The organism is Rhizobium sp. TBD182, assembly GCF_001950375.1.
GTDB lineage: Bacteria > Pseudomonadota > Alphaproteobacteria > Rhizobiales > Rhizobiaceae > Agrobacterium > Agrobacterium tumefaciens.
In genome coordinates this window covers 163,387-185,142 of sequence record NZ_BDLN01000007.1, presented here as the reverse complement: position 1 = coordinate 185,142, position 21,756 = coordinate 163,387, and the positions used below count along the sequence as shown (strand labels likewise).

Here is a 21,756-nt window from a genome sequence, read left to right as displayed (position 1 = left end):
CTGTTGTTTGGGATTACTCAGCGATATCGACGGATTCGAAGGTGAAGTCGCCAAGCGGGCTCATGGTGAAGCCGGAAACCTTGGCGGACATCGGAACGAACTGCGTGGAGTGCGCAAGCGTCGCCCACGGAGCCTGTTCCTTGAAGATCACCTGCGCCTGCTCATAAAGCTTTGTGCGCTCGGCAACGTCAGTGGTCTGCTTTGCCTTGGAAAGCAGTTCGGAGAACTCCTTATTGCACCACTGAGCACGGTTTGCACCGCCTTCGCCGGTTGCAGCGCAGGAAAGCAGAACGCCCATGAAGTTATCAGGGTCACCGTTGTCGCCGGTCCAGCCGAGGATGACGGCACCGTCGCGGTTCACTTCAGTCGACTTCTTGAGGTATTCACCCCATTCGAAGGAGACGATCTCGGCCTTGACGCCAACCTTCGCGAAATCCGACTGGATCAGCTCGGCGGTGCGGCGGGCATTCGGCATGTATGGACGCTGAACCGGCATCGCCCAGATCTTCATCGTCAGATCCTTGACGCCAGCGGCTTCGAGAGCCTTCTTGGCAGCTTCCGGATCGTAAGGATCGTCCTTGATGCTGTCGTTGTAGGACCACATCGTCGGCGGGATCGGGTTCTTGGCAACCGTGCCGGCACCCTGGAATACGGCGTCGATGATGGCCTGCTTGTTCATCGCCATGTTCAGCGCCTTGCGGACTTCCGGCTTGTCGAAAGGTGCAACAGTGGTGTTGTAGGCGAAGTAGGCAACGTTCAGGCCCGGCTGTTCATCGAGCTTGAGGTTGGAATCGGCACGAATGGTGGCGAGGTCGGCCGGGGCCGGATAAGGCATAAGGTGGCATTCGCCAGCCTTCAGCTTCTGCAGACGAACGGCAGCGTCCGGCGTGATCGCGAAGATCAGATCGTCGATCTTCGGAGCTTCGCCCCAGTAGTCGGCGTTCTTCTGGTAGCGGATGACCGCGTCCTTCTGATAGGCGACGAACTTGAACGGGCCGGTGCCGATCGGCAGGTTGTTGAAGTCTTCCTTGGTGCCGGCCTTATCAAGCGTATCAGCATATTCCTTCGAAACGATCGAAGCGAAAGGCATCGCGATATTGGCAAGGAACGGAGCTTCAGGACGGGTCAGCACGAACTTCACGGTGTAATCGTCAACCTTGACGATTTCCTTGATCAGCGACGGCATTTCCATGGAGTTGTAATATTCGTAGGTGATGCCTGCGATATACTGGTTCCACGGGTTCTTTGTGTCACCCTGGCGGTTGTAGCTGAAGATCACATCATCGGCGTTGAAATCGCGGCTTGGCGTGAACTTCTCGTTGGAGTGCCACTTTACGCCCTTGCGCAGGTGGAACGTGTATTCGAGGCCATCGCTCGAAACTTCCCACTTTTCGGCAAGGCCTGGCTCAACTTCGGTCGTGCCCTTCTTGAACTCGGTCAGACGGTTGTAGACCGGATGCGCGGAGGCATCGAAGGTGCCGCCGGCGGTGTAAGGCGAAGGATCGAAGCCTTCCGGAGATGCCTCGGAGCAATAAACGAAGGTCTTCGCCATGGCGGGCACGGCGGAAGCCATCGCAAGCGCAGAGGCTATAAGCAAACTGCGGGTCAGCGTTTTCATCTGGTGGTCCTTTCCCTCTTTTTCTGAGTTTATGCGACCCCGTTTTAAGGGGCCTACCTGTCCTGGTCAGCGACGACGCGGAGCCCCGTGTCGCCGTTCGGTCCTGTGCCTCCCGACCAATTACCCGGCGACCGGCTGGAACAGCCGGTCGAGGTTCTTTTCCGGCGGGCAGAACCAGCGTGGTCCCGCCTCCGTCATATAAGCTATATCCTCGAGACGGACGCCGCATTCCCCATAAACGCACAGCATCGGCTCGATGGAAAAGCACATTCCCGGCTGAAGTGCCGTGGCATTTCCTGCAACGATATAGGGTTCTTCGTGAATATCCAGCCCAAGCCCATGGCCGGTGCGATGCGGTAGACCCGGAACCTGATAATCCGGCCCAAAACCGGCCGCCTTCAGGCTGTCGCGCGCGGCCTTGTCCACGTCCGAGCAGGCAGCACCGACCCGGGCCGCGTCAAAGGCAGCAGCCTGCGCGTCCCGCTCGGCGTTCCAGAGAAAACGCTGCCGTTCCGTCGGCTGGCCGAACACATAGGTGCGGGTGATATCCGAACGATAGCCATGAAGGATGCCGCCGAGATCGACCAGCACCATGTCGCCGTCAACAAGCGTCTGCGCATAGGGCACGCCATGCGGATAAGCCGTCGCCTCGCCGAACTGAACCGCCACGAAAAGCGGCTTCATGCCAAGCGCAACATGTGCGGCGTTAACGAAGTCAGCCACTTCCGTGGTGGATATGCCGGGACGCAGCCCCTCGAACACGGCCTTCTGCACGCCGTAGCTCGCATCCATCGCCGCCTGGATGATGGCAATCTCGGCTGCGGATTTGACCTGCCGCTGTGCGACAATCATCGGCTGGGCGGAAATGATGCGGCCTTCCAGACGCTGCATCAGGGCCGATGCGAAAACGAAAGGAGTGGCAGGATCGATCGCGACAAGGTGGCCGGGACAGCCGAGCGCTTCGATGCGCTTTGCCATCAGGTCAAAAGGACTTTCATCCTCTTCCCAGACGGCAACTTCGCCCTCGATACGGATCATCGTCCGTAGTTTCGGCTCCTCAAATGCCGGACTGACATAGACCGGCTTGCCTTCTGCCGGCACCAGGGCGCCGTGAATGCGCTCCGAAAGACCAAGCGACAGGCCAGTATAATAGGTCAGCGACGATGATGCATCGAGCCAGACCGCCTTGATATTTTGCTGGATTAGCTGCGCTTGCAGGCCGCGCAACCGCAACCCGAGCTCGTCTTCAGCGATCGATGAAACCGCGATCGGCTGAAACCGCTTCAGCGCCTCTTGAAAGTCTGCCATTCTCTCCCCGCCGCTTTCAGGCGCACAGACACAAGCGTGTCGGCAACTCCCAAGCGTTCTTTTGCCAATGCTTAAACACAGGCCGGGGCCTAAGCAATGGGCCAGGACGATGCACCGCCACAAAACTGTGCATATTCATCTAGACATAACGAAATCGTGATCGACACGCGCCCGATTTCGACAATCATCGCCTTGACGGGAAAATCAGAAATCCCCCGAAAACTTAAGGGGAAAAGCGGGGTATCGGTCATCCGGGCGCAGACGGCGCGCAGAAACCTCACCGCAAGATGCATTGGAAAAAGAAGCCCAGAAAAGGAAAAAGCCTGCCGCGGGAGGAGGTGCGGCAGGCTTCAAACTTGATCGGTGATTGGGAGGAGGAGTACCACCGATCCGCATCGAGCGACACTGGGAGGAGGAGTGCGTCGCTTCGATGTTTTGAATATAGCGGTATCCGCGATTTTTAACAGAGCAAGTCTCGCAATGCAGCATTGCATTTTTGCATAGCTCGAAAATTCCTGCTTTGTTTTTTAGCACTCCCGCAGAAGACGTTGGAAATCAACTTTCCCGATGCACTTGAAAACCGGCAAAGGACTGGTTGACCGGCATGAGTTCGAGGCTGTTGATGTTGATATGTTTGGGCTGCGAGGCGACCCAATGGATCGTATTGGCGATATCCTCGGCCGTGATCGGATTGACGCCCTTGTAAAGATTGTCCGAGGCATCCTGATTGCCGCCGGTGCGAACAAGCGTGAATTCCGTTTCGCACATGCCCGGTTCGATCGAGGTGACGCGCACGCCCTTGCCATGCAGGTCGGAGCGCAGACCTAGCGAGAATTGCCGCAGGAAGGCTTTCGTTCCGGCATAGACATTGCCGCCCGCATAGGGCCAGTGCGCAGCTACCGAGGAAAGGTTGATGACAATGCCCTTGCGGTCGATCAACGTGGGCAAAAGATGGTGGGTGATGTTCAAAAGACCGGTGATGTTGGTGTTCACCATGGTCTGCCAGTCTTTCAGCGGCACCTGCGGTGCAGGTGCGGTGCCGAGCGCAAGCCCCGCATTGTTGACGAGAATATCGATGTCCCGGAAACCTTCCGGCAAAGCCGCAAGTGCCTTTTTAGTGGCATCTTCGTCGGTAACATCGAAGGCAGCGCCGTGAAAGGCGGAGCCGAGTTCTTGCGCCAGGGCCTCCAGCCGTTCCGCCCGCCGACCTGTGCCAATGACCTTCCAGCCTTCCTTGACGAAGCGCCGCGCCGTGGCCTGTCCGAAGCCGGACGTGGCGCCGGTGATGAGGATGGTACCGCTCATGATGATGTCTCCAGTAAATTCGTTCTGTCGGGATCAGTCTGTGTCAGTAATTTTTCAGCGGCGGCCGCCAGACAGCGCTTATACGCCTCGAGATCCGTATAGAGAGCCTCTGCCGTGGCGTTGCCGACGATGACAACGCCGCCGCGCCGCAAAATTCCGCCGTGCAGCATGAGATTGTCGACCATGTCGAAATTCTCGATCGACAAACCGTCCGGGCCGCGATAGCGCCCTGTTTCATCGATTGCGGCAACACCGTTATATTGCGCCATGATGCGGGTGAAGTGATTGGCCGCGACATTGGTGTAGGCGAAAACCGGCTTGCCCAGCGCGCACATGAACCCCAGTTCGTAGCTCGTTCCCGTATCGGCGGCGATGCCGCGAAACGGCGTGAGATTGGCGATGACCGCATCCGCTTCCAGCATCATCCGCTCGTCTATGGCATTGACGTTGCAGCCGTGGCCGATTTTCGTGTCCGCGGGCGGAATTTCCAAATCGCCCGGCGAAAGCGGCGTAAACCCGGCCTCGCGTGCAAGCGAGGCCTTGAGGTCGAGCATTTCACGGGCATTCGGGAGGAAGACCTCCGGCCCGGCGAGATAGATTTTCTTTGTCATAGGAAATTTCATACAATTTGGAGAAACAGGATTTTCGCAAACCTAACCCGGAGACTTTCGCAAACGCAAGTACCAAGCGGACATGCGCCAAGGCGCGTCGGAGCGACCTACAAAACGGTATCGTCAAACCTGTCTTTCCGTTATAGCCGGAGCAACGAACTGGACATTCCCGGAGCAAGACAATGGCAGCAACCATCCGTTATCACGAAGGCGATATTTCCGCCGCAGATGCCGCACGCTACCTTGGCGCCATCGCAATCGATACGGAAACACTGGGGCTGGTGCCACGCCGCGACCGTCTCTGTGTCGTTCAGCTTTCTCCTGGAGACGGTACGGCGGATGTCATCCGCATCGCCGCCGGCCAGAAGGAGGCTCCAAACCTCACCCATATGCTTGCAGACCCTGCCCGGCAGAAGATTTTTCACTATGGCCGTTTCGATATCGCCGTTCTGTTCCACACGTTCGGTGTGACGACGACGCCGGTTTTCTGCACCAAGATCGCCTCCCGCCTGACCCGCACCTATACCGACCGGCACGGGCTGAAGGACAATCTGAAGGAAATGCTTGAGGTCGACATCTCCAAGGCGCAGCAATCGTCCGACTGGGCAGCAGAAAAACTGTCACCCGCACAGCTCGAATATGCCGCCTCCGACGTGCTGCATTTGCATGCGCTGCGCGACAAGCTGACCCACCGCCTCGTGCGTGATGGTCGCCTCGATCATGCCGATGCCTGTTTCGCGTTTCTGCCGACCCGTGCCAAGCTCGATCTTCTGGGCTGGGACGAAACGGATATCTTCGCCCATAGCTGAGCGGTTTCACACTTCGTTTAAGGACTGATTTACCGAAACTGCCTATTCTCGGCCGCAACTTTGGGTGGCCGGGGACTTCCAGATGATTACACCGTTGCAGCAGACGGCAAGCATTGCAGTCAGCGACCTCATGCGGTCGATGGTGGAAACCATTGAGGAGCGCCATCGCGAAGAGCAGGAAAAAGCGAACGGCACCAAAAAAGACGAGACGATAAAGACCCAGCCGCAGCCGGACCAAAGCCATCGCGTTGCCAATGAAAAGATAAGCGCCTATCTGTTCGGCGCCATGAAGCCTGATGGCGATGCCTTCGCCTCGCTTGTCTCCCGTTTCTCGTCTGCGCTTGGCATCACCCAGGAAAACGATGAATCGAACGCCGCTTTCGCGCAAAGGCTTCAGGACGCGCTGACCCTGACCGACGGCTTTGAAAAAACCGATGCGGCAGGAAAAGCCACGCCGATTTCGCTGAAATCCTTCGGCGTTTCGGAAGCGCAGGTCGTGGAAGTCCTGAATAACGGCGTAACTGCCAAGACCGCGCCCATGGCAGCACTTGCCGCACGCATTGCCCAAAATGCCGGCCTGAGCGGCAAGGAAGAAGATTTCGGCGTGCAGATGTCGAAAGCAATCATGGCAGTGCGCGCCACCGCACCCAAAAATGTCAATGATCTCGAAGAATCGACTGGCCTCAAGGAACTTGGTATTTCCGCGCAGCAGATGATCGCCGCAATCGCAAACCCATTTGGCGATGCGGCACGCGCCGTGAAGAATGCGATGAACGATCAGGCGCAGGGCACCCAATTCATGACACGGGAAACGATGAAGGTCATCCAGCGCCTGGAAGACGTCGCCGATCCGAAAACCAAGGAAGAATTGCAGGCCGAACGCGGCAAAAACCGCATGGGCGAAATCAACGATGCCGAAGTTGCGGCGGAGCGGGAAGAGGATATCCAGACCCGAGACGCACAGGGCAAGCTGGAGGATGTGCAAAAACTTCAGGACGTCGTGAAGGAACACATAGACGCTGCCGCCGAAGAAAAAGCGCAAGGCACTGACGGGCAAGGCCCGGTCGATATTTCATCGGAAATCGCCCTTATCTCCGTGCTCGCGGCAACGCCATCTAGCCAAACGGCCCCGGCCGAAAATGACAACGAACCCGCAGAGACAGACGCCGCAACCAAGACGGAAACCGATCAGAAAGACGACGCCGAAAAACTGCTTGATGCTCAGGCAGTCGTCGATAACGCCCGCAGCGCCATTTTGCCGATCTCGATAGACGACAATGGAATTTATGCACTGCTGAAGAAGAAGGCGGCATGATCTCGCCGCTACCGATAGTCACTTGAGCGAAACATGATGTGAGTTCAAACATGTCTCAAATTTCCGGCATATCCGGCAGCGCCGGCCTCGATGCCGAACCAAATGCGGCGCAAGCGCTGCTCTCCATCGCCGCTCCGCCACTGGCGCCGAATGACGACAATTTCGTTGCCGCAAGCGAGGAAGACAACCTCATCGCCCCCGTTGAAAATCGTCCCGAGAGAGGTTTTCCCAAGGCGAGCTGGCTCGACGCGATGCCGCCGGAAGCCTTTGAGGCAGCGGACAGGGAACCGGACCATATTTCATCGGTCAATTCCGACGATAACGGGCTTTACCGCATGTTCATCAGCGTCTCTCCCTGATTGCCATATCGACACGATTTTTATGGTTAGCGAATTCTTAATATCTACGGCCCAGACTTAGGGTTGATGATTCTGTGTGCATCGCGAAGAGCTGGCATTCCTGCCAGCGACGCACACGGCGCTCCCGCATGAGCGGGCGAGATGACACCTGTACATCACCGGCGCGGCAATCTTTCAACATAGGCCAAATGCGGATCAGAGAGCCAGGGACTGGCCCTTTCGTAGCCAGCGGCGGTAATCGATAGGAACGGAGCGCAGCATGTTACCGCCTGTACCGAAAATTCCGGCAGCCGATGCCGCCTATGGAGCCGCAGCCTCGCAGACGCAGCGCGGGGAGCCGAAGGAGGCCGTGCAGCCGCAGGCAAGCAATCTTGCTCCCGACAATGGCAGCAGTCTTTTCGCCAAAGCCGCAGTCACCTCTCTCGCCAGCGAATATCAGCTTTCCCGCAGCACCGCCGTTCTGGCGGAGGCGCTTGGCAAGCTGATGAACCTGCCAAGGCGCGACGGCGAAGCCATTCAAACCTATGTGATGCGTCTGACGGATGCGCTGCGCGCCCTGCCCGCACCGCAGCGCCTGGCGCTGGAACAACAGGTCAGCAAAGTCCTGCAGGGGTTGAGCCTTTCGATGCTCGCAGAAATCCTGAAACATCCAACCGGGCCGGATGCCGCAAGGCTTGCGCTGCTGATCGAACTTTCCCGCTACAAGGGAACGGATCTTGCGGCGAAGGCGGTGGTGTCCTCTTATCAGCAGAACAATTCGGCCAATCCGGTGACCGCGCAGCCAGTACAAGCGAGACAGCAGAACGGCCAGAGCCAGAGTGCTGAGGGCCGCCCAAACCCGGCAACGACCACCACAACAACAGCACAACCGGCAACCGCCGCCACACCCGGCCGGCTGTTGCCTCTGCTTATCGGCCCGCTTGCCCAAAGCGCCGCCGCGATAAAAGCCATGGTTGCGGCGCAGGCAGCGCCGCAAGGCCCACAGGTCAATCTTCCCGCCCCACCTGCCGACATGTCCGACTCTCCGCACGATGCGGCAAAACCGGAAGGGAAAGCCGCCGAAAGCACCGTACGCTTGCCTCAGCCGCAAACGGGCAGCACAACAAAGGAAGCTTCGACAGATGCCCGCCCGGCAAATCCGCCACGGGCTGAGAACGCCGAGATGCGCCCTGCACTTCAGCATCGGGACACGATGAAGCTGGAGCCGAGGGAAACCCGCACTACCTTGCCCTCGCCATCCGGCCAGTCCACGGCTGGCGTCAAGGATATGGAAAACCTGCTCCTTGCTGCAGTGGCCGGCAAACTTCCCGCCAAAGCCACCACCGCTGCCCAGCTTTCCGCCACGCCACCGGGCGCCATACCGCAACCACTCGAAGAGCGGCCTGCCGAAAAAACTGCCCTCGCAACGCCCATCCACCCGACCGGGGAGGAAACGGAGACGATTACCAACCGGCCAGAAGCCCAGCCCATGCCGCGCGCCGCTCTCGACCCGGAAGCAAGAATGGCGATGCTGGAACAAACGGCTTCGCAATCGCTGATCGCTGCGGCTCTGGCAAAAGACGGCACGCCGTTACCGCTCGTCGCATACCCACCGGCGGAAGAGGACCACGAATCGGAAACGCCGCATCGCGGGCGTGGTCCATTTTCCGAGGATGAAGCGAATGGCGAGGCGGAGGGCGAAAATCCCGACGGTCAGGACGAGATGGAAGAGAGGGTCGCCGCCAATGACGAGATTGGGGATGGGGAAAATCCGCGGACAGCGGCTTTCGACGACAGTGCGGAAAATTATTACCTCAAGATGAGTGGCATGCACTGAATTCCGCGCCGCCCATTGGCCTGTGCCACGAACACTATAGCCAACAAAAAACCCGCCGGAAAATTCCGGCGGGTTCTTTATATCAAACGATCTCTAGCGATTATTCGCTGCGGTTCTTCAGAGCCGCACCGAGGATGTCGCCGAGCGAAGCGCCAGAGTCGGACGAACCGAACTGTGCGACGGCTTCCTTCTCTTCAGCGATTTCCAGAGCCTTGATCGAAAGCATGACCTTGCGGTCCTTCTTCGAGAAGTTGACGACGCGAGCGTCGAAAACCTGGCCAACTGCGAAACGCTCCGGACGCTGATCGTCACGATCGCGTGCGAGGTCGTTGCGGCGGATGAAGGAGGTGATGTCCTCGTGGTTGACGAGCTTCACTTCCACGCCACCGTCGTTAACGGCGATGACTTCGCACGAAACGACTGCGTTCTTGCGCAGGTCGCCGGACGTTGCGGCTTCACCGACAGCATCCTTGCCGAGCTGCTTGATGCCGAGCGAGATGCGTTCCTTCTCGACGTCAACATCGAGAACGACGGCCTTGACCACGTCACCCTTGTTGAACTCTTCGATGACCTGTTCGCCCGGACGGTTCCAGTCGAGATCCGACAGGTGAACCATGCCGTCGACATCGCCTTCGAGGCCGATGAACAGGCCGAATTCGGTCTTGTTCTTGACTTCGCCTTCGACTTCAGTGCCGGCCGGATGGCTGAAGGCAAATGCCTGCCACGGGTTTTCCAGCGTCTGCTTGAGGCCGAGCGAGATACGGCGCTTGGACGGATCGACTTCGAGAACGACAACGTCGACTTCCTGGCTCGTGGACAGGATTTTGCCGGGATGTACGTTCTTCTTGGTCCAGGACATTTCGGAAATGTGGATCAGGCCTTCGATGCCCGGCTCCAGCTCGACGAATGCACCGTAGTCGGTGATGTTCGTGACCGTACCGGAGATCTTCTTGCCAACCGGGTACTTGGCGGAGATGCCATCCCACGGATCGGACTCGAGCTGCTTCATGCCGAGCGAGATACGGTGGGTTTCCTGGTTGATGCGGATGATCTGAACCTTGACCTGCTGGCCAATGTTGAGGATTTCCGAAGGATGGTTGACGCGGCGCCATGCCATGTCGGTAACGTGCAGCAGGCCGTCGATGCCGCCGAGGTCAACGAACGCACCGTAATCGGTGATGTTCTTGACGACGCCGTCAACAACCTGGCCTTCTTCGAGGTTCTGAACGATTTCAGAACGCTGCTCGGCGCGGGACTCTTCGAGAACTGTGCGGCGCGAGACAACGATGTTGCCGCGACGCTTGTCCATCTTGAGGATTTCGAAGGGCTGCGGGTTGTGCATCAGCGGGGTAACGTCGCGGATCGGACGGATGTCGACCTGCGAACGCGGAAGGAAGGCAACGGCGCCGTCCAGATCGACGGTGAAACCACCCTTGACCTGGTTGAAGATAACGCCTTCGACGCGCTCGCCAGCTTCGAACTTGGCTTCGAGCTTGACCCAGCTTTCTTCGCGGCGAGCCTTCTCGCGCGACAGAACGGCTTCGCCGAGTGCGTTTTCGATGCGCTCGACGTAAACTTCGACTTCGTCGCCGACCTTCAGCGTGCCGTCCTTGGACTTCGCGCCGAATTCCTTCAACGGTACGCGGCCTTCAACCTTGAGGCCAACGTCGACGATGGCAACGTCCTTCTCGATTGCCGTTACGATACCCTTGGCAACATAGCCTTCGGCAAGATCGTTAGAGGCAAAGGATTCTTCGAGAAGCGCTGCGAAATCTTCGCGCGTGGGGGTAGATACTGACATGAAATCTCCTGATTGCATCCGCGCGAGAGCGAATACAAAAGCGCCGGTGGGCTAGCGTTGTTGATACCCGAACCCATGCCCGCCTTTTTAAAAGGCTTCCCGGCGCAAGGACATGTCTTCAGGCAATTCCGGACTAAACGCGGACCGATTCAAGCGGTTCCGCGAAAAACCTGTTTCTTCAGGGCGGCGTCGATAATCATCCGCGCGGCCTGAAACGCCGCCTCTATACTCATTTCCGACGTATCTAGCAAGTGCGCGTCTTCAGCCGGTTTCAACGGGCTGTCGGCTCGGCCCATGTCGCGCTCGTCGCGTTTCTTCACCTCAGCGAAAATGGCGTCGTAATCGGCAACGCTGCCGTTGGCGACGATTTCATCATAACGCCTGCGCGCCCGCACGTCCGGCGAAGCGGTGACGTAGAGTTTCACTGGCGCCTCCGGGCACACCACCGTGCCGATGTCGCGGCCATCCAGAACCGTGCCCGGTTCCTTTGCCGCAAACCGCTGCTGCGCTGTCACGAGCGCGCGCCTCACCGGGGTCATCACCGCAATCCTGGACGCCGCCTCGCCGATATCGTGCCTTGAAAGCACCGCGCGGTCGAGGCCGGCAAGGTCGAGTTGCAGCGCCACCTTTTCAGCGACGTTCTCGTCATCGAGCGGCAGGCCGGCGTCAAGAAGTGCCTTGGCCGTGGCTCTGTAGGTCAGCCCGGTGTCGAGATGATGGAAACCATAGGTCTCCGCAATCTTGCGTGACAAGGTCCCTTTGCCCGCCGCAGCTGGCCCATCTATGGCAATCGTAAATGTCATGAAGCTTTCTGCCTGTGCGTCCATCATTAATACAGTAGAGTGCGTCGGCCTCCAATCTTTATGAGCAACCTGGCATACAAGTCGCATCATGGGAGGGCGGCCTCCAAAGTTTGTCTTTGACACGAAAGACCGCAACGATTAAGGGGACCGGCTAGAAATTTTACCGTCTATGCCGGTTTTACGGCGTACACACCGAAACTCATTCGACAATTTGAGGCTTAGACAGTGGCAAAAGCGGACCTTGGTACCAAGCGCACAGACCCCGATACCGGCAAGAAGTTCTACGATCTGAACCGCGACCCGGTCGTTTCTCCCTATAGCGGCAAGTCCTGGCCGCTCTCCTTCTTTGAAGAAAGCACCGCTCAGGCAAAGCTCGAGCAGGCTGAAGAAGAAGAAGTCGCGGAAGTCGATGCCGAAAACACGGAAGTCGAACTCGTATCGCTGGAAGACGCCGACGGCGACAACAGCGGCGACGATATCCCGGACCTGGGCGACGATGACGACGACGTGGAAATCGGCGACGACGACGACACCTTCCTAGAAGCCGACGAAGACGACGATGACGACGACATGTCCGGCATCATCGGCGTACCGGGCGACGACGAAGAAGCTTGATCTTATTGGATAAACCAGCCCGGCGACAAAAAAATGAAGCCGGGCTGTTTTTTGTGCTTGCACTCTTCGATTAGCCGAAGTAGTAAGCCGCCACCGAACGGAACAACAGCCGCTTCGGTTCCCGGAACCGGACGAAATGCCGGAACCCTTATGGGGCTATAGCTCAGCTGGGAGAGCGCTTGCATGGCATGCAAGAGGTCAGCGGTTCGATCCCGCTTAGCTCCACCAAACCTTCTAAAATACAAATTTCCATCGTCCAGCACGGGCTTTCGTGCGGCATTGTCTGTTCTTCGCGTTGACTATTGCAAGAGCGCCCGCACATCCTGCCCGTTGATCCGGCATTCCACCGACGGAACGCCGCCGCCTTCTTCCAGCACGCGGCATTCCAGATATTTGCCGCGCAGGCGGTTCTCCAGCGCCTTGAAGGCGTTCAGGCCGCAGGCATAACGGCGGCCGTCAGGTCCGGCGCAAACCCGGTTGCGGTCGATGTCTTCCACGCCGGCGAGGCGGAACTCCTGTCCTTTGAAGGTAAAGCGATTGTTGGACGCAACGCGCAGGCGCTGATCCGCGTATATTTTCAGGGGGTATGGATCAGGCGGGGTCGGAATACGCTCATAATTCTGATGGCGGGGATCGACCCTGACCGGAGAGGTCGTCCACAGCGTTTCCGTGTTTGCGGAGAGGCCAGTCGCTGGATATGCCGCCTCGCCATTCATGAGCGAGGCGATGCGGATGCCGGCTATACCAAGCCCCGTGACCAGCACGATCTGAAACAGCAAAATGAAAACTTGCCGAACCATGTCACCGCAACATCAAAACAATCGACAAGAAATAGATCGGCGTTTTTCAAGACAGACCGAACGCGATAAATATTACATCAATAAAATCTTGCGCGAGGTGATGTCTCGCACCGTGCCCATCGCCATGATTGGAATGCGGTCACCATCAAGGATAACCCTGCCCGTTGTCCGCAGCCAGCGAAAATCGCCGGATTTGAGTTCGATGCGGTATTGCTGATCATAGAACACGCCGTTCGTCAGCGAGTTGTAAACCGCCTTGGCCACACGCGCGCGCGTGCCGCTTTCGATCTGATCTATGAAATCCTCCACGGGAATGCCGCGGGCGGCTTTCTCTTCGGAAAATTCGCGCAGGCGAGCCGCCACAGCATCCAGATAAACCAGATTCTGTCCCACGTTCCAGGTGTAATAACCCACAAGTGTTTCTTCGAGATATATATCCTCTAACATCGGCCTTCTACATTATGGATGCTTTTGACGCGGGTCTTAACATAAAGGACGATACGCGACTAACCACAAGCACTTATTCTTTTGTCTGATCGCTACGTAAAGTTTTACATGCGCGGCGGCATCCGCGTTTCCCAGCCCGCTTGTTGGCGAACAGGCATTCCTGTGCCAAAGAAGGTCGATACCGACGCCATCTACCAGAGGAGCCGCCGTGACCATAGGGCTTGCCCACGCCGAACTCATCGCCGTCGTCACCGCCATCACCACGGACGAGCCGCGGGTAATGACCGTGCGGGCGGGCGCGGCACTTCCATCAGGGCCGTTTGAATTCGGACACAGGACGCTTCAGAGCGGGTTGAGAGAGTGGATACACGAACAGACACATCATCCTGTCGGCTATCTCGAACAGCTCTACACCTTCGCCGACCGGGACCGCAACAATGACATTCTTGGCGGAAGAACCATATCGATCGGTTATCTCGGGCTGGTTCGCGAACAGGAGCCGCCTGGCAATGGCCGCCCTCTCTGGCATGGCTGGTACGAGTATTTTCCCTGGGAAGACCATCGGCAGGGCCGGCCGGCGGTTCTGGACACCATCATCGAAAAGCTGCGCTGCTGGGCGGATTCCGACCCTGCCTGCAAAGGCCAGCGCCATTTACGCGCCGACTTCACCTTCGGCCTTGATGGCGGCGGCTGGAACGAGGAACTGACACTTCAGCGCTACGAATTGCTCTATGAGGCCGGACTGGTCGAAGAAGCCCAGAGTGAGCCTCGGATCAATTTCGGCAGACCGATGTTTGCCGATCACCGCCGCATTCTTGCCACCGGCATCGCGCGCCTCCGGGCTAAGATCAAATACCGGCCTGTAGTTTTCGAACTGATGGCCGACGCTTTCACCCTGCTGCAATTGCAGCGCGCGGTGGAGGCGCTCGCCGGTCTGACGCTGCACAAGCAGAACTTCCGCCGGCTGATAGAACAGCAGCAGCTGGTGGAAGAAACTGGCGACATGGCGACCGAAACCGGCGGACGCCCTGCAAAGCTCTTCCGATTCCGCCAGACCGTTGTGGATGAACGCGCCCTTTCCGGAACCAAACTGCCACTCTCCCGCAATTGACATATGCTCACAATGAGAATATCTGTTTGCCGTAGATATACTCAAATAGAGTATAAATGGGAGAGTGCCGTGAACGAACAGATATCTGCCGCAAGCCTTTACGACCGCGTCAGCCGCGTCATTCCCAAGGCGGAATGGATGGGTTTTCAGGATGATGTGGAGGCGATCCTCGATCTGAAGCGCAGGCGCAACGCCGTCATCCTCGCCCATAATTACCAGACGCCGGAAATCTTCCACGGCGTTGCCGATATCGTTGGCGATAGCCTCGCCCTTGCGCGCAAGGCAATGGAAGTAGAAGCGGATGTGATCGTTCTCGCCGGCGTGCATTTCATGGCTGAGACGGCAAAGCTGCTCAATCCGGGAAAAACCGTGCTTATTCCGGATATGGCCGCCGGCTGCTCGCTCGCCGATTCCATCACGCCCGAAGACATCGCACTTCTGCGCAAGGCCTATCCCGGCGTTCCTGTCGTCACTTACGTGAACACCTCGGCGGCGGTGAAGGCGGCTTCCGACATATGCTGCACCTCCGGCAATGCCCGCCAAGTGGTGGAATCGCTCGGCGTGCCGCGCGTGCTGATGCTGCCGGACGAATATCTGGCGAAGAATGTGGCGCGGGAGACCAATGTCGAACTCATCGCATGGCGCGGCCATTGCGAGGTGCATGAGCTTTTCACCGCCGACGACATCAGGGAATTGCGCGAAAGCCATCCCGGCATCACCGTTCTCGCGCATCCCGAATGTCCGCCCGATGTCGTTGAGGCCGCAGATTTTTCCGGCTCGACCGCTGTCATGTCGGATTACGTCGGCCGGGAAAGACCGGCCCGCGTGGTGCTTTTGACGGAATGCTCGATGAGCGACAATGTCGCCGTGCATCATCCCGATGTTGAATTCATCCGCCCCTGCAACCTCTGCCCGCACATGAAGCGCATCACGCTCGGCAATATCCGCACAGCGCTTGAAGAAAACCGCCACGAGGTGACAATCGATCCGGCTGTTGCGGTCGCCGCCCGCCGCGCGGTGGAAAGGATGCTGGCGGTATGAGTGACGCTCTGTCGCAATATGCGGGCAGGACGGTCATCGTCGGCAGCGGTATTGCCGGCCTGATGGCAGCATTGACGCTTGCACCGCAACCGGTACTGCTTCTGACCCGCGGCGCGCTCGGTTGCGAAACGTCCAGCGCCTGGGCGCAGGGCGGCATTGCTGCAAGCCTTGGCGCTGACGACAGCACTGCACTGCATCTTGCCGATACGCTCGCCGCAGGCGACGGCCTCTGTGACGCGGCTATGGCAGCAGATATCGTCTCCACCGCCCCCGCCGTCATCGATGCCCTGGAACGAGCCGGAGTTCGTTTCGATCGCGATGCACAAGGCAGGCTCGTTTTCGGGCTGGAAGCCGCCCATGGCCGCCGGCGCATCCTGCATGCCGAAGGTGATGGCTCGGGCGCGGCCATTGTGAGGGCTCTTGCAGCCGCCGTTCTCAACACGCCGTCCATCGCAGTCCTGGAAGGTGCGGAAGTGCGCCGGCTGCTGACAGAAGGCGGGACCATAGCCGGTCTCATCTGCGCCGGGCAAAAGGGCAGCTTTGTTCTGCCGGCCACAAACGTCATTCTTGCAACCGGTGGCCTCGGCGGGCTGTATGAGGCCACCACCAATCCCACCGGCAATTTCGGACAGGGGATCATGCTCGCCGCGCGCGCCGGAGCCATCCTCACTGATATGGAATTCGTCCAGTTCCACCCGACGGCGCTTTCCTCTCCCCGGCGGCCGCTGGCTCTGGTCAGCGAGGCGGTGCGGGGCGAAGGTGCCGTTCTTCTCAATGAAAGCGGCGAACGTTTCATGGCGACCGTTCCGGGTGCAGAACTTGCCTCCCGCGATATTGTCGCCCGCGCCATCGACCGGGAAATCCTGCGCGGCGGCAAAGTCTTTCTCGATGCCCGCAAGGCGATCGGCAGCGGTTTTTCGGCGCGTTTCCCGTCAATCGACCTGCTATGCCGCGAGGCTGGCATAGACCCCGCCCGCGAACTCGTGCCCGTCCGTCCCGCCGTTCACTACCACATGGGCGGCGTCGCCACGGATGGTAATGGCCGTAGTTCCGTGCCGGGCCTATGGGTTGCGGGCGAAACCGCCTGCACCGGTCTTCACGGGGCTAACCGGCTGGCCAGCAACTCCCTGCTGGAGGCGGCTGCCATGGGCATGCGTGCGGCAAAAGATATTGCCGCCCGACCGGCGTCAAAACGGGTGACAGCTGTCACGCCATTCGCAACGCCTGTTCTTTCGGCAGCAGACCCGTCAGTCGTCCGGCCCATCGTCTCCCGCCATCTCGGCATCGCCAGACATGAAGCGGGGTTGATCAGCGCGATCAGCGAACTTCTCCCACTGGCCGAACAGAACGGCCCGGCATCCGATCCCGCCATCGTCGGGCTCGCAATCGCCGTCTTCGCCGCCTTGCGAAGAGAATCGCGCGGGGCCCATTTCCGTAACGACTTCCCGGAAAAGGACGCGACCGCCACAAGGCGCAGGCTTTGCCTGTCCGATGTCATCGCCATTGCCCATGACCTCTTATCGTCCAATCTTTTTTCTTCCAGCATTGCGCGGAGCGCCTGACATGACCCTCACCCCTCTGCCACGCATTATCGTGGAGCCGCTTGTCCGTAACGCCCTGCTGGAAGACCTGGGTCTGGCGGGCGACATCACGTCCGCCGCAGTCATCCCCGCTGATCATCGCTCAGTCGTCGTCATGGCGGCGCGTGAACCGGGTGTCATCGCAGGTCTTGATGCCGCAGAACTGGCTTTCCAGTTGGTGGACCCGACAATCGTGATGAGGCGGCAGGTGCAGGATGGCGCGGCGGTCGCTCCCGGCGATATTATCGCGACAATCGAGGGTCCCTCGCGCGGTCTTTTGACGGCGGAGCGCACCGCCCTTAATTTTCTCGGCCATCTCTCAGGCATCGCGTCCGTCACCGCCACAATTGCTGCCGCCATCTCCGGCACCAGAGCCTCGGTTGCCTGCACCCGCAAAACGACGCCGGGCCTCAGGGCGCTGGAAAAATATGCCGTGCGCGCCGGTGGCGGCATGAACCACCGTTTTGCCCTTTATGATGCTGTACTCATCAAGGACAACCACATCGCCGTGGCCGGCGGCGTGCGTGACGCTATCCGCAGCGCCAAGGCGGGTGTCGGACATCTGGTCAAGATCGAGGTCGAGGTGGATACGCTCTTGCAATTGCGCGAAGCGATGGAGGAAGGGGTCGATGCGGTTCTACTCGACAACATGCCGCCGGAACAGCTGCGCGAGGCGGTGCAGATCGTCGCCGGACGCGCCATCACCGAGGCCTCCGGACGCATCACGCCTCAAACCGCAGCAGCCATTGCAGCAACCGGCATCGATCTCATCTCCGTCGGCTGGCTGACCCACAGCGCGCCGGTTCTGGATATCGGGCTGGACTTTCAAAGCCAAAGCTGACGAAAGCAAGGAGACCGGAACAAAATCCTCGATTGGCCGTTAATTCCCTGCCTGGGGTCAAGAGGCGGGGGGATCAGTGCGCGCAAAAGCCTGTCCATATGCCTGCGGACCTCTCTCACAAAGGAAAGGCCTGTTATGGAAGACGCACAAATCGGCTGGATTGCAGCAATCATCATCGGCGGCGTAGCCGGTTGGCTTGCCGAACAGTTCATGAAAAGCAACATGGGTCTTTTCATGAACATAATTCTCGGCATCGTTGGCGCCATCGTCGCCAATTTCCTGCTTGGGCTTGTGGGCATTTCGCTCGGAGGCTGGATTGGATACCTTATCGCCGGTTTCATCGGCGCATGCATTCTCATTGCCATCGGGCGCGCATTTCGCCGATAGAGGGAGGACACAATGAGCTTTTTCGACAAGATCAAGAACGCGATTTTTGGCAAGGCAGAGGCTGCACCGCAGACTTCGGCGCCAGCTGGCGCGCCTACGACAGGCGCAAGTCCGGCCGCTCCGGCTCAGCCAGCAGCACCCGCACCGACAGCCGCTGCTCCGGCATCCACCGGCAGCGTCGATGTCGCATCCATTCTGGACGCGGCGGTCAAGCAGAACGGGCAGAAACTCGACTGGATACATTCGATCGTCGATCTTCTGAAAGCGCTCGATCTGGACAGCAGCCTAACCGCTCGCAAGGAATTGGCAAGCGAACTCGGCTATACCGGTGATACCTCGGACTCAGCCACAATGAACATCTGGCTGCACAAGGCTGTCATCAAGAAGCTGTCTGAAAACGGCGGCAAGGTTCCGGCAGAACTTCTGCATTGAACCAGTGACCGGGAGAACCGCGATGGACGACTATTCAGACTTGCGAGAGCAGATCGGCCAGGACCTCGACACCCTGCACAGGACCGAGAATCCGAAATCGATTTTCGAGATTGCCGACGACTATCTTCTGGGAAACCCAAATCTCAAGAGAGCGCTGGTCGAAGACATCATCAAGGAAGAAGCGGACAAGCGCGGCATCGCGATCCACTGAAACCGCGCGTGTCAATCGCGGCGATTTCTACAAGAAGGGCGGCATCCAGATTGGACGCCGCCCTTTTTTTGCCCCGTGCCCCGAAGCGTTATTTTTCCGGCTTGGCCTCGGCCTTTCTGGCGTTTTCTTCCATCAGCTCATACCACATGGCGTTCATGACGGCGAAAATGGCGGCGAGAGGCAGGCCGAGCAGCCAGGCGAAATACCACATGTTCGATCTCCTTGTATTTGTTCGATATTAATAAGCGTGGCCGCTGTCTTCACGGATCGCCTTTTCATCCACCTTGCCCCACAGCACGCGATAGACCCATGAGGTGTAAGCGACGATGATAGGGATGAAGATGAGGGCGACGACCAGCATGATGAATAGCGTCATATGGCTCGACGATGCGTCCCAGACCGTCAGGCTCGATTTCGGATCGATCGAAGAGGGCAGGATGAAGGGAAACATCGTCAGACCGACCGTCGAGATGATGCCGAATATGGCAAGCGAACTGGAAAGCAGCGCCAGCACCTCACGCCCGCCCCTTAACAACAGGAAGGCGACGAGCGGGAAGGCAAGACCGAGCGCCGGTGCCAGCATCATCCATGGATGGGCCGCGTAATTCGCAAACCAGACGCCGCTTGCGACCTCGACCGTCTTTGACAACGGATTGGACGGACCGTCGGTCACAACTTCCGAGGTGAAGCGATACCCGTCGATACCGAGCCACAACAATACGCCACCAAGCGCAAAGAGAACTGTGGTGGCAAGTGCTGCAACACTGCCGAAACTGCGGGCACGCGCAGCGACCGGCCCTTCGGTCTTCAGCACCAGCCAGGCCGCACCATGCATCACCAGCATGCAAACGGAAACGAGGCCGCAAAGGATTGCGTAAGGGTTGAGAAGCTCGAACAAAGTCGTGCCGTCGTAAAAAATCCTGAGGTCATCGTTGAAGCGGAAGGGTACGCCCTGCAGCACATTGCCGATCGCCACACCGAAAATCAGGGCGGGAACAAAGCCACCGACAAACAGCGCCCAATCCCAGGTACTGCGCCATGTCGTACTCTCGCGCTTGGAGCGGTATTTGAACCCCACCGGCCGCAGGATCAGTGCAAACAGGGTGGCGAACATCGCCAGGTAAAAACCTGAAAAAGACACCGCATAAAGCGGCGGCCACGCGGCGAAGATGGCGCCGCCGCCAAGGATGAGCCAGACCTGATTGCCTTCCCATACCGGGCCGATGGAATTGATGACGACACGCCGCTCGAGATCCGTTTTCGCAACGAAAGGCAGCAGCGCGCCCGTGCCAAGATCGAAACCGCCGGTCACGGCAAAACCGATCAGCACCACGCCAAGCAGCAGCCACCAGATGACGCGGAGGACTTCGTAGTCGATGAGTTGATGCAATATCATGATCGTTTACTCCGCAGCGACGAGTTTTTCAGGAACGAGCGGCGCTTCCGGCTCGTGATCCGGATCCGGCCCTTTGCGGATCGCCTTCAGCATCAGCCCCATTTCGACGATGAACAGCACCGTATAGATGGCGATGAAGCAGAGAAGCGTAATCAGAACCGTTGAGGCGCTGAGGCTGGAGACGGCGGCGGCCGTCGGCAGCACGCCTTCGATGATCCATGGCTGACGGCCGAATTCCGCGACCACCCAGCCCATTTCCGCAGCAATCCACGGCAGCGGAATGGCGAAGACGGCCACCTTCAGCAAGAACGGATAGTGATCCAGCCGGCGCCGTGCCGAGAGATAAAAGAAGGTCGCCGTCAACAGGATGAAGAACATGCCAAGACCGACCATGATGCGGAACGCCCAGAACAGCGTCGGCACATGCGGGATGGTATCGGCGGCGGCCTTGGCAATCTGCTCCTCCGTCGCCTGGCGCGGATCGTCGACATAACGCTTCAGCAACAGGGCGTAACCAAGCTCGTGGCCGAGTTCCGCAAAGGTGCCACGCACCTCTTCGGGCAGTTCCGCGCCCTTGCCGGTGGCACGTATCTGCATCAGCGCATCATAGGCCTTGATGCCATCGCGGATGCGGGTCTTTGCGAGTTCCACCAGATCGTTGATACCGGGGATTTCCGTGTCCAGCGAGCGCGTGCCGATAAGGCCCATCACCCACGGAATTTTCACGGCGAAATGCGTCTCCCGGGCTTCCTGATCAGGAAACCCGATGGCGGTAAAGGGGGCGGGTGCCGGTTCCGTTTCCCACATGGCTTCGATCGAGGCGAGCTTCATCTTCTGGTGCTCGGTCGAAAGATAACCGCTTTCATCACCCAGCACGACGACCGACAGTGCAGCAGCCAGGCCGAAAGAAGCTGCAACCGTCATAGACCGCTTGGCGAGATCGACATGGCGGCCTTTCAGCACGTACCAGGCGGAAACGCCGAGCACGAAGATGGAGGCAGTGACATAACCCGCAGAAACCGTGTGCACGAACTTCGCCTGGGCGACCGGGTTCATCAGCACCGCGAAGAAATCCGTCACCTCCATGCGCATGGTCTGGGGGTTGAAGGCCGATCCCGTCGGGTTCTGCATCCAGCCATTGGCGATCAAT

The 21,756-nt window shown here is 58.8% G+C and carries 23 protein-coding genes and 1 tRNA gene; 13 read left to right on the top strand and 11 right to left on the bottom strand.

All coding sequences use genetic code 11. The annotated features are described in order from the left end of the window. Positions 1-13 precede the first annotated feature (13 nt). The 4 genes from T18_RS20030 to T18_RS20010 all read right to left on the bottom strand — a co-directional run bounded on the left by T18_RS20030 (position 14) and on the right by T18_RS20010 (position 4,842). Positions 14-1,618, bottom strand: a complete 1,605-nt coding sequence (locus tag T18_RS20030; protein WP_004431933.1) for an ABC transporter substrate-binding protein — start codon at positions 1,616-1,618, stop codon at positions 14-16. A gap of 120 nt (positions 1,619-1,738) precedes the next feature. Beyond that, positions 1,739-2,926: a M24 family metallopeptidase gene (locus tag T18_RS20025; protein WP_038494675.1), complete on the bottom strand. Its 1,188-nt coding sequence runs from the start codon at positions 2,924-2,926 to the stop codon at positions 1,739-1,741. A 555-nt stretch (positions 2,927-3,481) separates the two neighbouring features. Next, complete coding sequence (locus tag T18_RS20015) at positions 3,482-4,231, bottom strand: SDR family oxidoreductase (protein WP_004431929.1); 750 nt, start codon at positions 4,229-4,231, stop codon at positions 3,482-3,484. Beyond that, positions 4,228-4,842 carry a nucleoside 2-deoxyribosyltransferase gene (locus tag T18_RS20010; protein WP_038494672.1) on the bottom strand — a complete coding sequence of 205 codons (615 nt, stop codon included), beginning with the start codon at positions 4,840-4,842 and terminating at the stop codon, positions 4,228-4,230. The genes T18_RS20015 and T18_RS20010 overlap by 4 nt, the downstream gene beginning before the upstream one ends. A 182-nt stretch (positions 4,843-5,024) precedes the next feature. Between T18_RS20010 and T18_RS20005 the strand changes: the two genes are divergently transcribed. The 4 genes from T18_RS20005 to T18_RS19990 all read left to right on the top strand — a co-directional run bounded on the left by T18_RS20005 (position 5,025) and on the right by T18_RS19990 (position 9,141). Continuing rightward, positions 5,025-5,651, top strand: a complete 627-nt coding sequence (locus tag T18_RS20005) for a ribonuclease D (RefSeq protein WP_004431923.1) — start codon at positions 5,025-5,027, stop codon at positions 5,649-5,651. An 82-nt stretch (positions 5,652-5,733) separates the two neighbouring features. Continuing rightward, entirely contained in the window at positions 5,734-6,966 is a 1,233-nt protein-coding gene (locus T18_RS20000) for a hypothetical protein (RefSeq protein WP_038494669.1), read from the top strand. A gap of 50 nt (positions 6,967-7,016) precedes the next feature. After that, the gene (locus T18_RS19995) at positions 7,017-7,325 is read left to right on the top strand and encodes a hypothetical protein (protein ID WP_038494666.1); all 309 of its coding nucleotides are present in this window, start codon (positions 7,017-7,019) and stop codon (positions 7,323-7,325) included. Positions 7,326-7,584: 259 nt separating this feature from the next. Further along, the gene (locus T18_RS19990) at positions 7,585-9,141 is read left to right on the top strand and encodes a hypothetical protein (protein WP_038494663.1); all 1,557 of its coding nucleotides are present in this window, start codon (positions 7,585-7,587) and stop codon (positions 9,139-9,141) included. Positions 9,142-9,241: 100 nt separating this feature from the next. Here the strand turns inward: T18_RS19990 and rpsA are convergent, their stop codons facing one another. After that, positions 9,242-10,942: a 30S ribosomal protein S1 gene (rpsA, locus tag T18_RS19985; protein WP_004431908.1), complete on the bottom strand. Its 1,701-nt coding sequence runs from the start codon at positions 10,940-10,942 to the stop codon at positions 9,242-9,244. A gap of 149 nt (positions 10,943-11,091) precedes the next feature. Further along, a complete protein-coding gene (gene cmk / locus T18_RS19980; RefSeq protein WP_038494660.1) occupies positions 11,092-11,772 on the bottom strand; it encodes a (d)CMP kinase in 681 nt (226 codons plus the stop codon). A gap of 198 nt (positions 11,773-11,970) precedes the next feature. Between cmk and T18_RS19975 the strand changes: the two genes are divergently transcribed. Further along, entirely contained in the window at positions 11,971-12,360 is a 390-nt protein-coding gene (locus T18_RS19975; RefSeq protein ID WP_004431900.1) for a TIGR02300 family protein, read from the top strand. A gap of 152 nt (positions 12,361-12,512) precedes the next feature. Then, positions 12,513-12,588, top strand: a tRNA-Ala gene (locus T18_RS19970). Positions 12,589-12,659: 71 nt separating this feature from the next. On the opposite strand, the gene T18_RS19965 is transcribed toward T18_RS19970, so the two are convergent. Together T18_RS19965 and T18_RS19960 are read right to left on the bottom strand one after the other, a co-directional pair. Next, on the bottom strand, positions 12,660-13,160 hold the full coding sequence (locus T18_RS19965) for a hypothetical protein (protein ID WP_025595216.1): 501 nt from the start codon (positions 13,158-13,160) through the stop codon (positions 12,660-12,662). 72 nt (positions 13,161-13,232) lie between these two features. Beyond that, a complete protein-coding gene (locus T18_RS19960; RefSeq protein WP_038494657.1) occupies positions 13,233-13,607 on the bottom strand; it encodes a PAS domain-containing protein in 375 nt (124 codons plus the stop codon). 208 nt (positions 13,608-13,815) lie between these two features. Here T18_RS19960 and T18_RS19955 point away from each other — a divergent pair, with 208 nt between their 5' ends. From T18_RS19955 to T18_RS19925, 7 genes are all read left to right on the top strand, one after another. Next, the gene (locus tag T18_RS19955; protein ID WP_013762088.1) at positions 13,816-14,718 is read left to right on the top strand and encodes an NUDIX hydrolase; all 903 of its coding nucleotides are present in this window, start codon (positions 13,816-13,818) and stop codon (positions 14,716-14,718) included. Between the two features lie 69 nt (positions 14,719-14,787). Continuing rightward, positions 14,788-15,759: a quinolinate synthase NadA gene (gene nadA / locus T18_RS19950; protein WP_013762087.1), complete on the top strand. Its 972-nt coding sequence runs from the start codon at positions 14,788-14,790 to the stop codon at positions 15,757-15,759. Then, positions 15,756-17,321 carry an L-aspartate oxidase gene (locus T18_RS19945; protein ID WP_038494653.1) on the top strand — a complete coding sequence of 522 codons (1,566 nt, stop codon included), beginning with the start codon at positions 15,756-15,758 and terminating at the stop codon, positions 17,319-17,321. The genes nadA and T18_RS19945 overlap by 4 nt, the downstream gene beginning before the upstream one ends. Before the next feature lies 1 nt (position 17,322). Next, positions 17,323-18,180: a carboxylating nicotinate-nucleotide diphosphorylase gene (gene nadC / locus T18_RS19940; RefSeq protein ID WP_038494650.1), complete on the top strand. Its 858-nt coding sequence runs from the start codon at positions 17,323-17,325 to the stop codon at positions 18,178-18,180. A 135-nt stretch (positions 18,181-18,315) separates the two neighbouring features. Beyond that, positions 18,316-18,567 carry a GlsB/YeaQ/YmgE family stress response membrane protein gene (locus tag T18_RS19935; RefSeq protein WP_004431872.1) on the top strand — a complete coding sequence of 84 codons (252 nt, stop codon included), beginning with the start codon at positions 18,316-18,318 and terminating at the stop codon, positions 18,565-18,567. Positions 18,568-18,579: 12 nt separating this feature from the next. Beyond that, positions 18,580-18,999 carry a DUF3597 domain-containing protein gene (locus tag T18_RS19930; protein ID WP_038494648.1) on the top strand — a complete coding sequence of 140 codons (420 nt, stop codon included), beginning with the start codon at positions 18,580-18,582 and terminating at the stop codon, positions 18,997-18,999. Positions 19,000-19,021: 22 nt separating this feature from the next. Then, complete coding sequence (locus tag T18_RS19925; RefSeq protein ID WP_038494645.1) at positions 19,022-19,210, top strand: hypothetical protein; 189 nt, start codon at positions 19,022-19,024, stop codon at positions 19,208-19,210. 88 nt (positions 19,211-19,298) lie between these two features. Here T18_RS19925 and cydX read toward each other — a convergent pair whose 3' ends face one another. From cydX to T18_RS19910, 3 genes are all read right to left on the bottom strand, one after another. Then, a complete protein-coding gene (cydX, locus tag T18_RS19920; RefSeq protein WP_003498405.1) occupies positions 19,299-19,421 on the bottom strand; it encodes a cytochrome bd-I oxidase subunit CydX in 123 nt (40 codons plus the stop codon). 27 nt (positions 19,422-19,448) lie between these two features. Further along, a complete protein-coding gene (gene cydB / locus T18_RS19915) occupies positions 19,449-20,606 on the bottom strand; it encodes a cytochrome d ubiquinol oxidase subunit II (RefSeq protein WP_038494642.1) in 1,158 nt (385 codons plus the stop codon). A 6-nt stretch (positions 20,607-20,612) separates the two neighbouring features. Continuing rightward, positions 20,613-21,756, bottom strand: a 1,144-nt coding sequence (locus tag T18_RS19910) for a cytochrome ubiquinol oxidase subunit I (RefSeq protein WP_323455242.1), incomplete at its 5' end; no start/stop codon positions are given.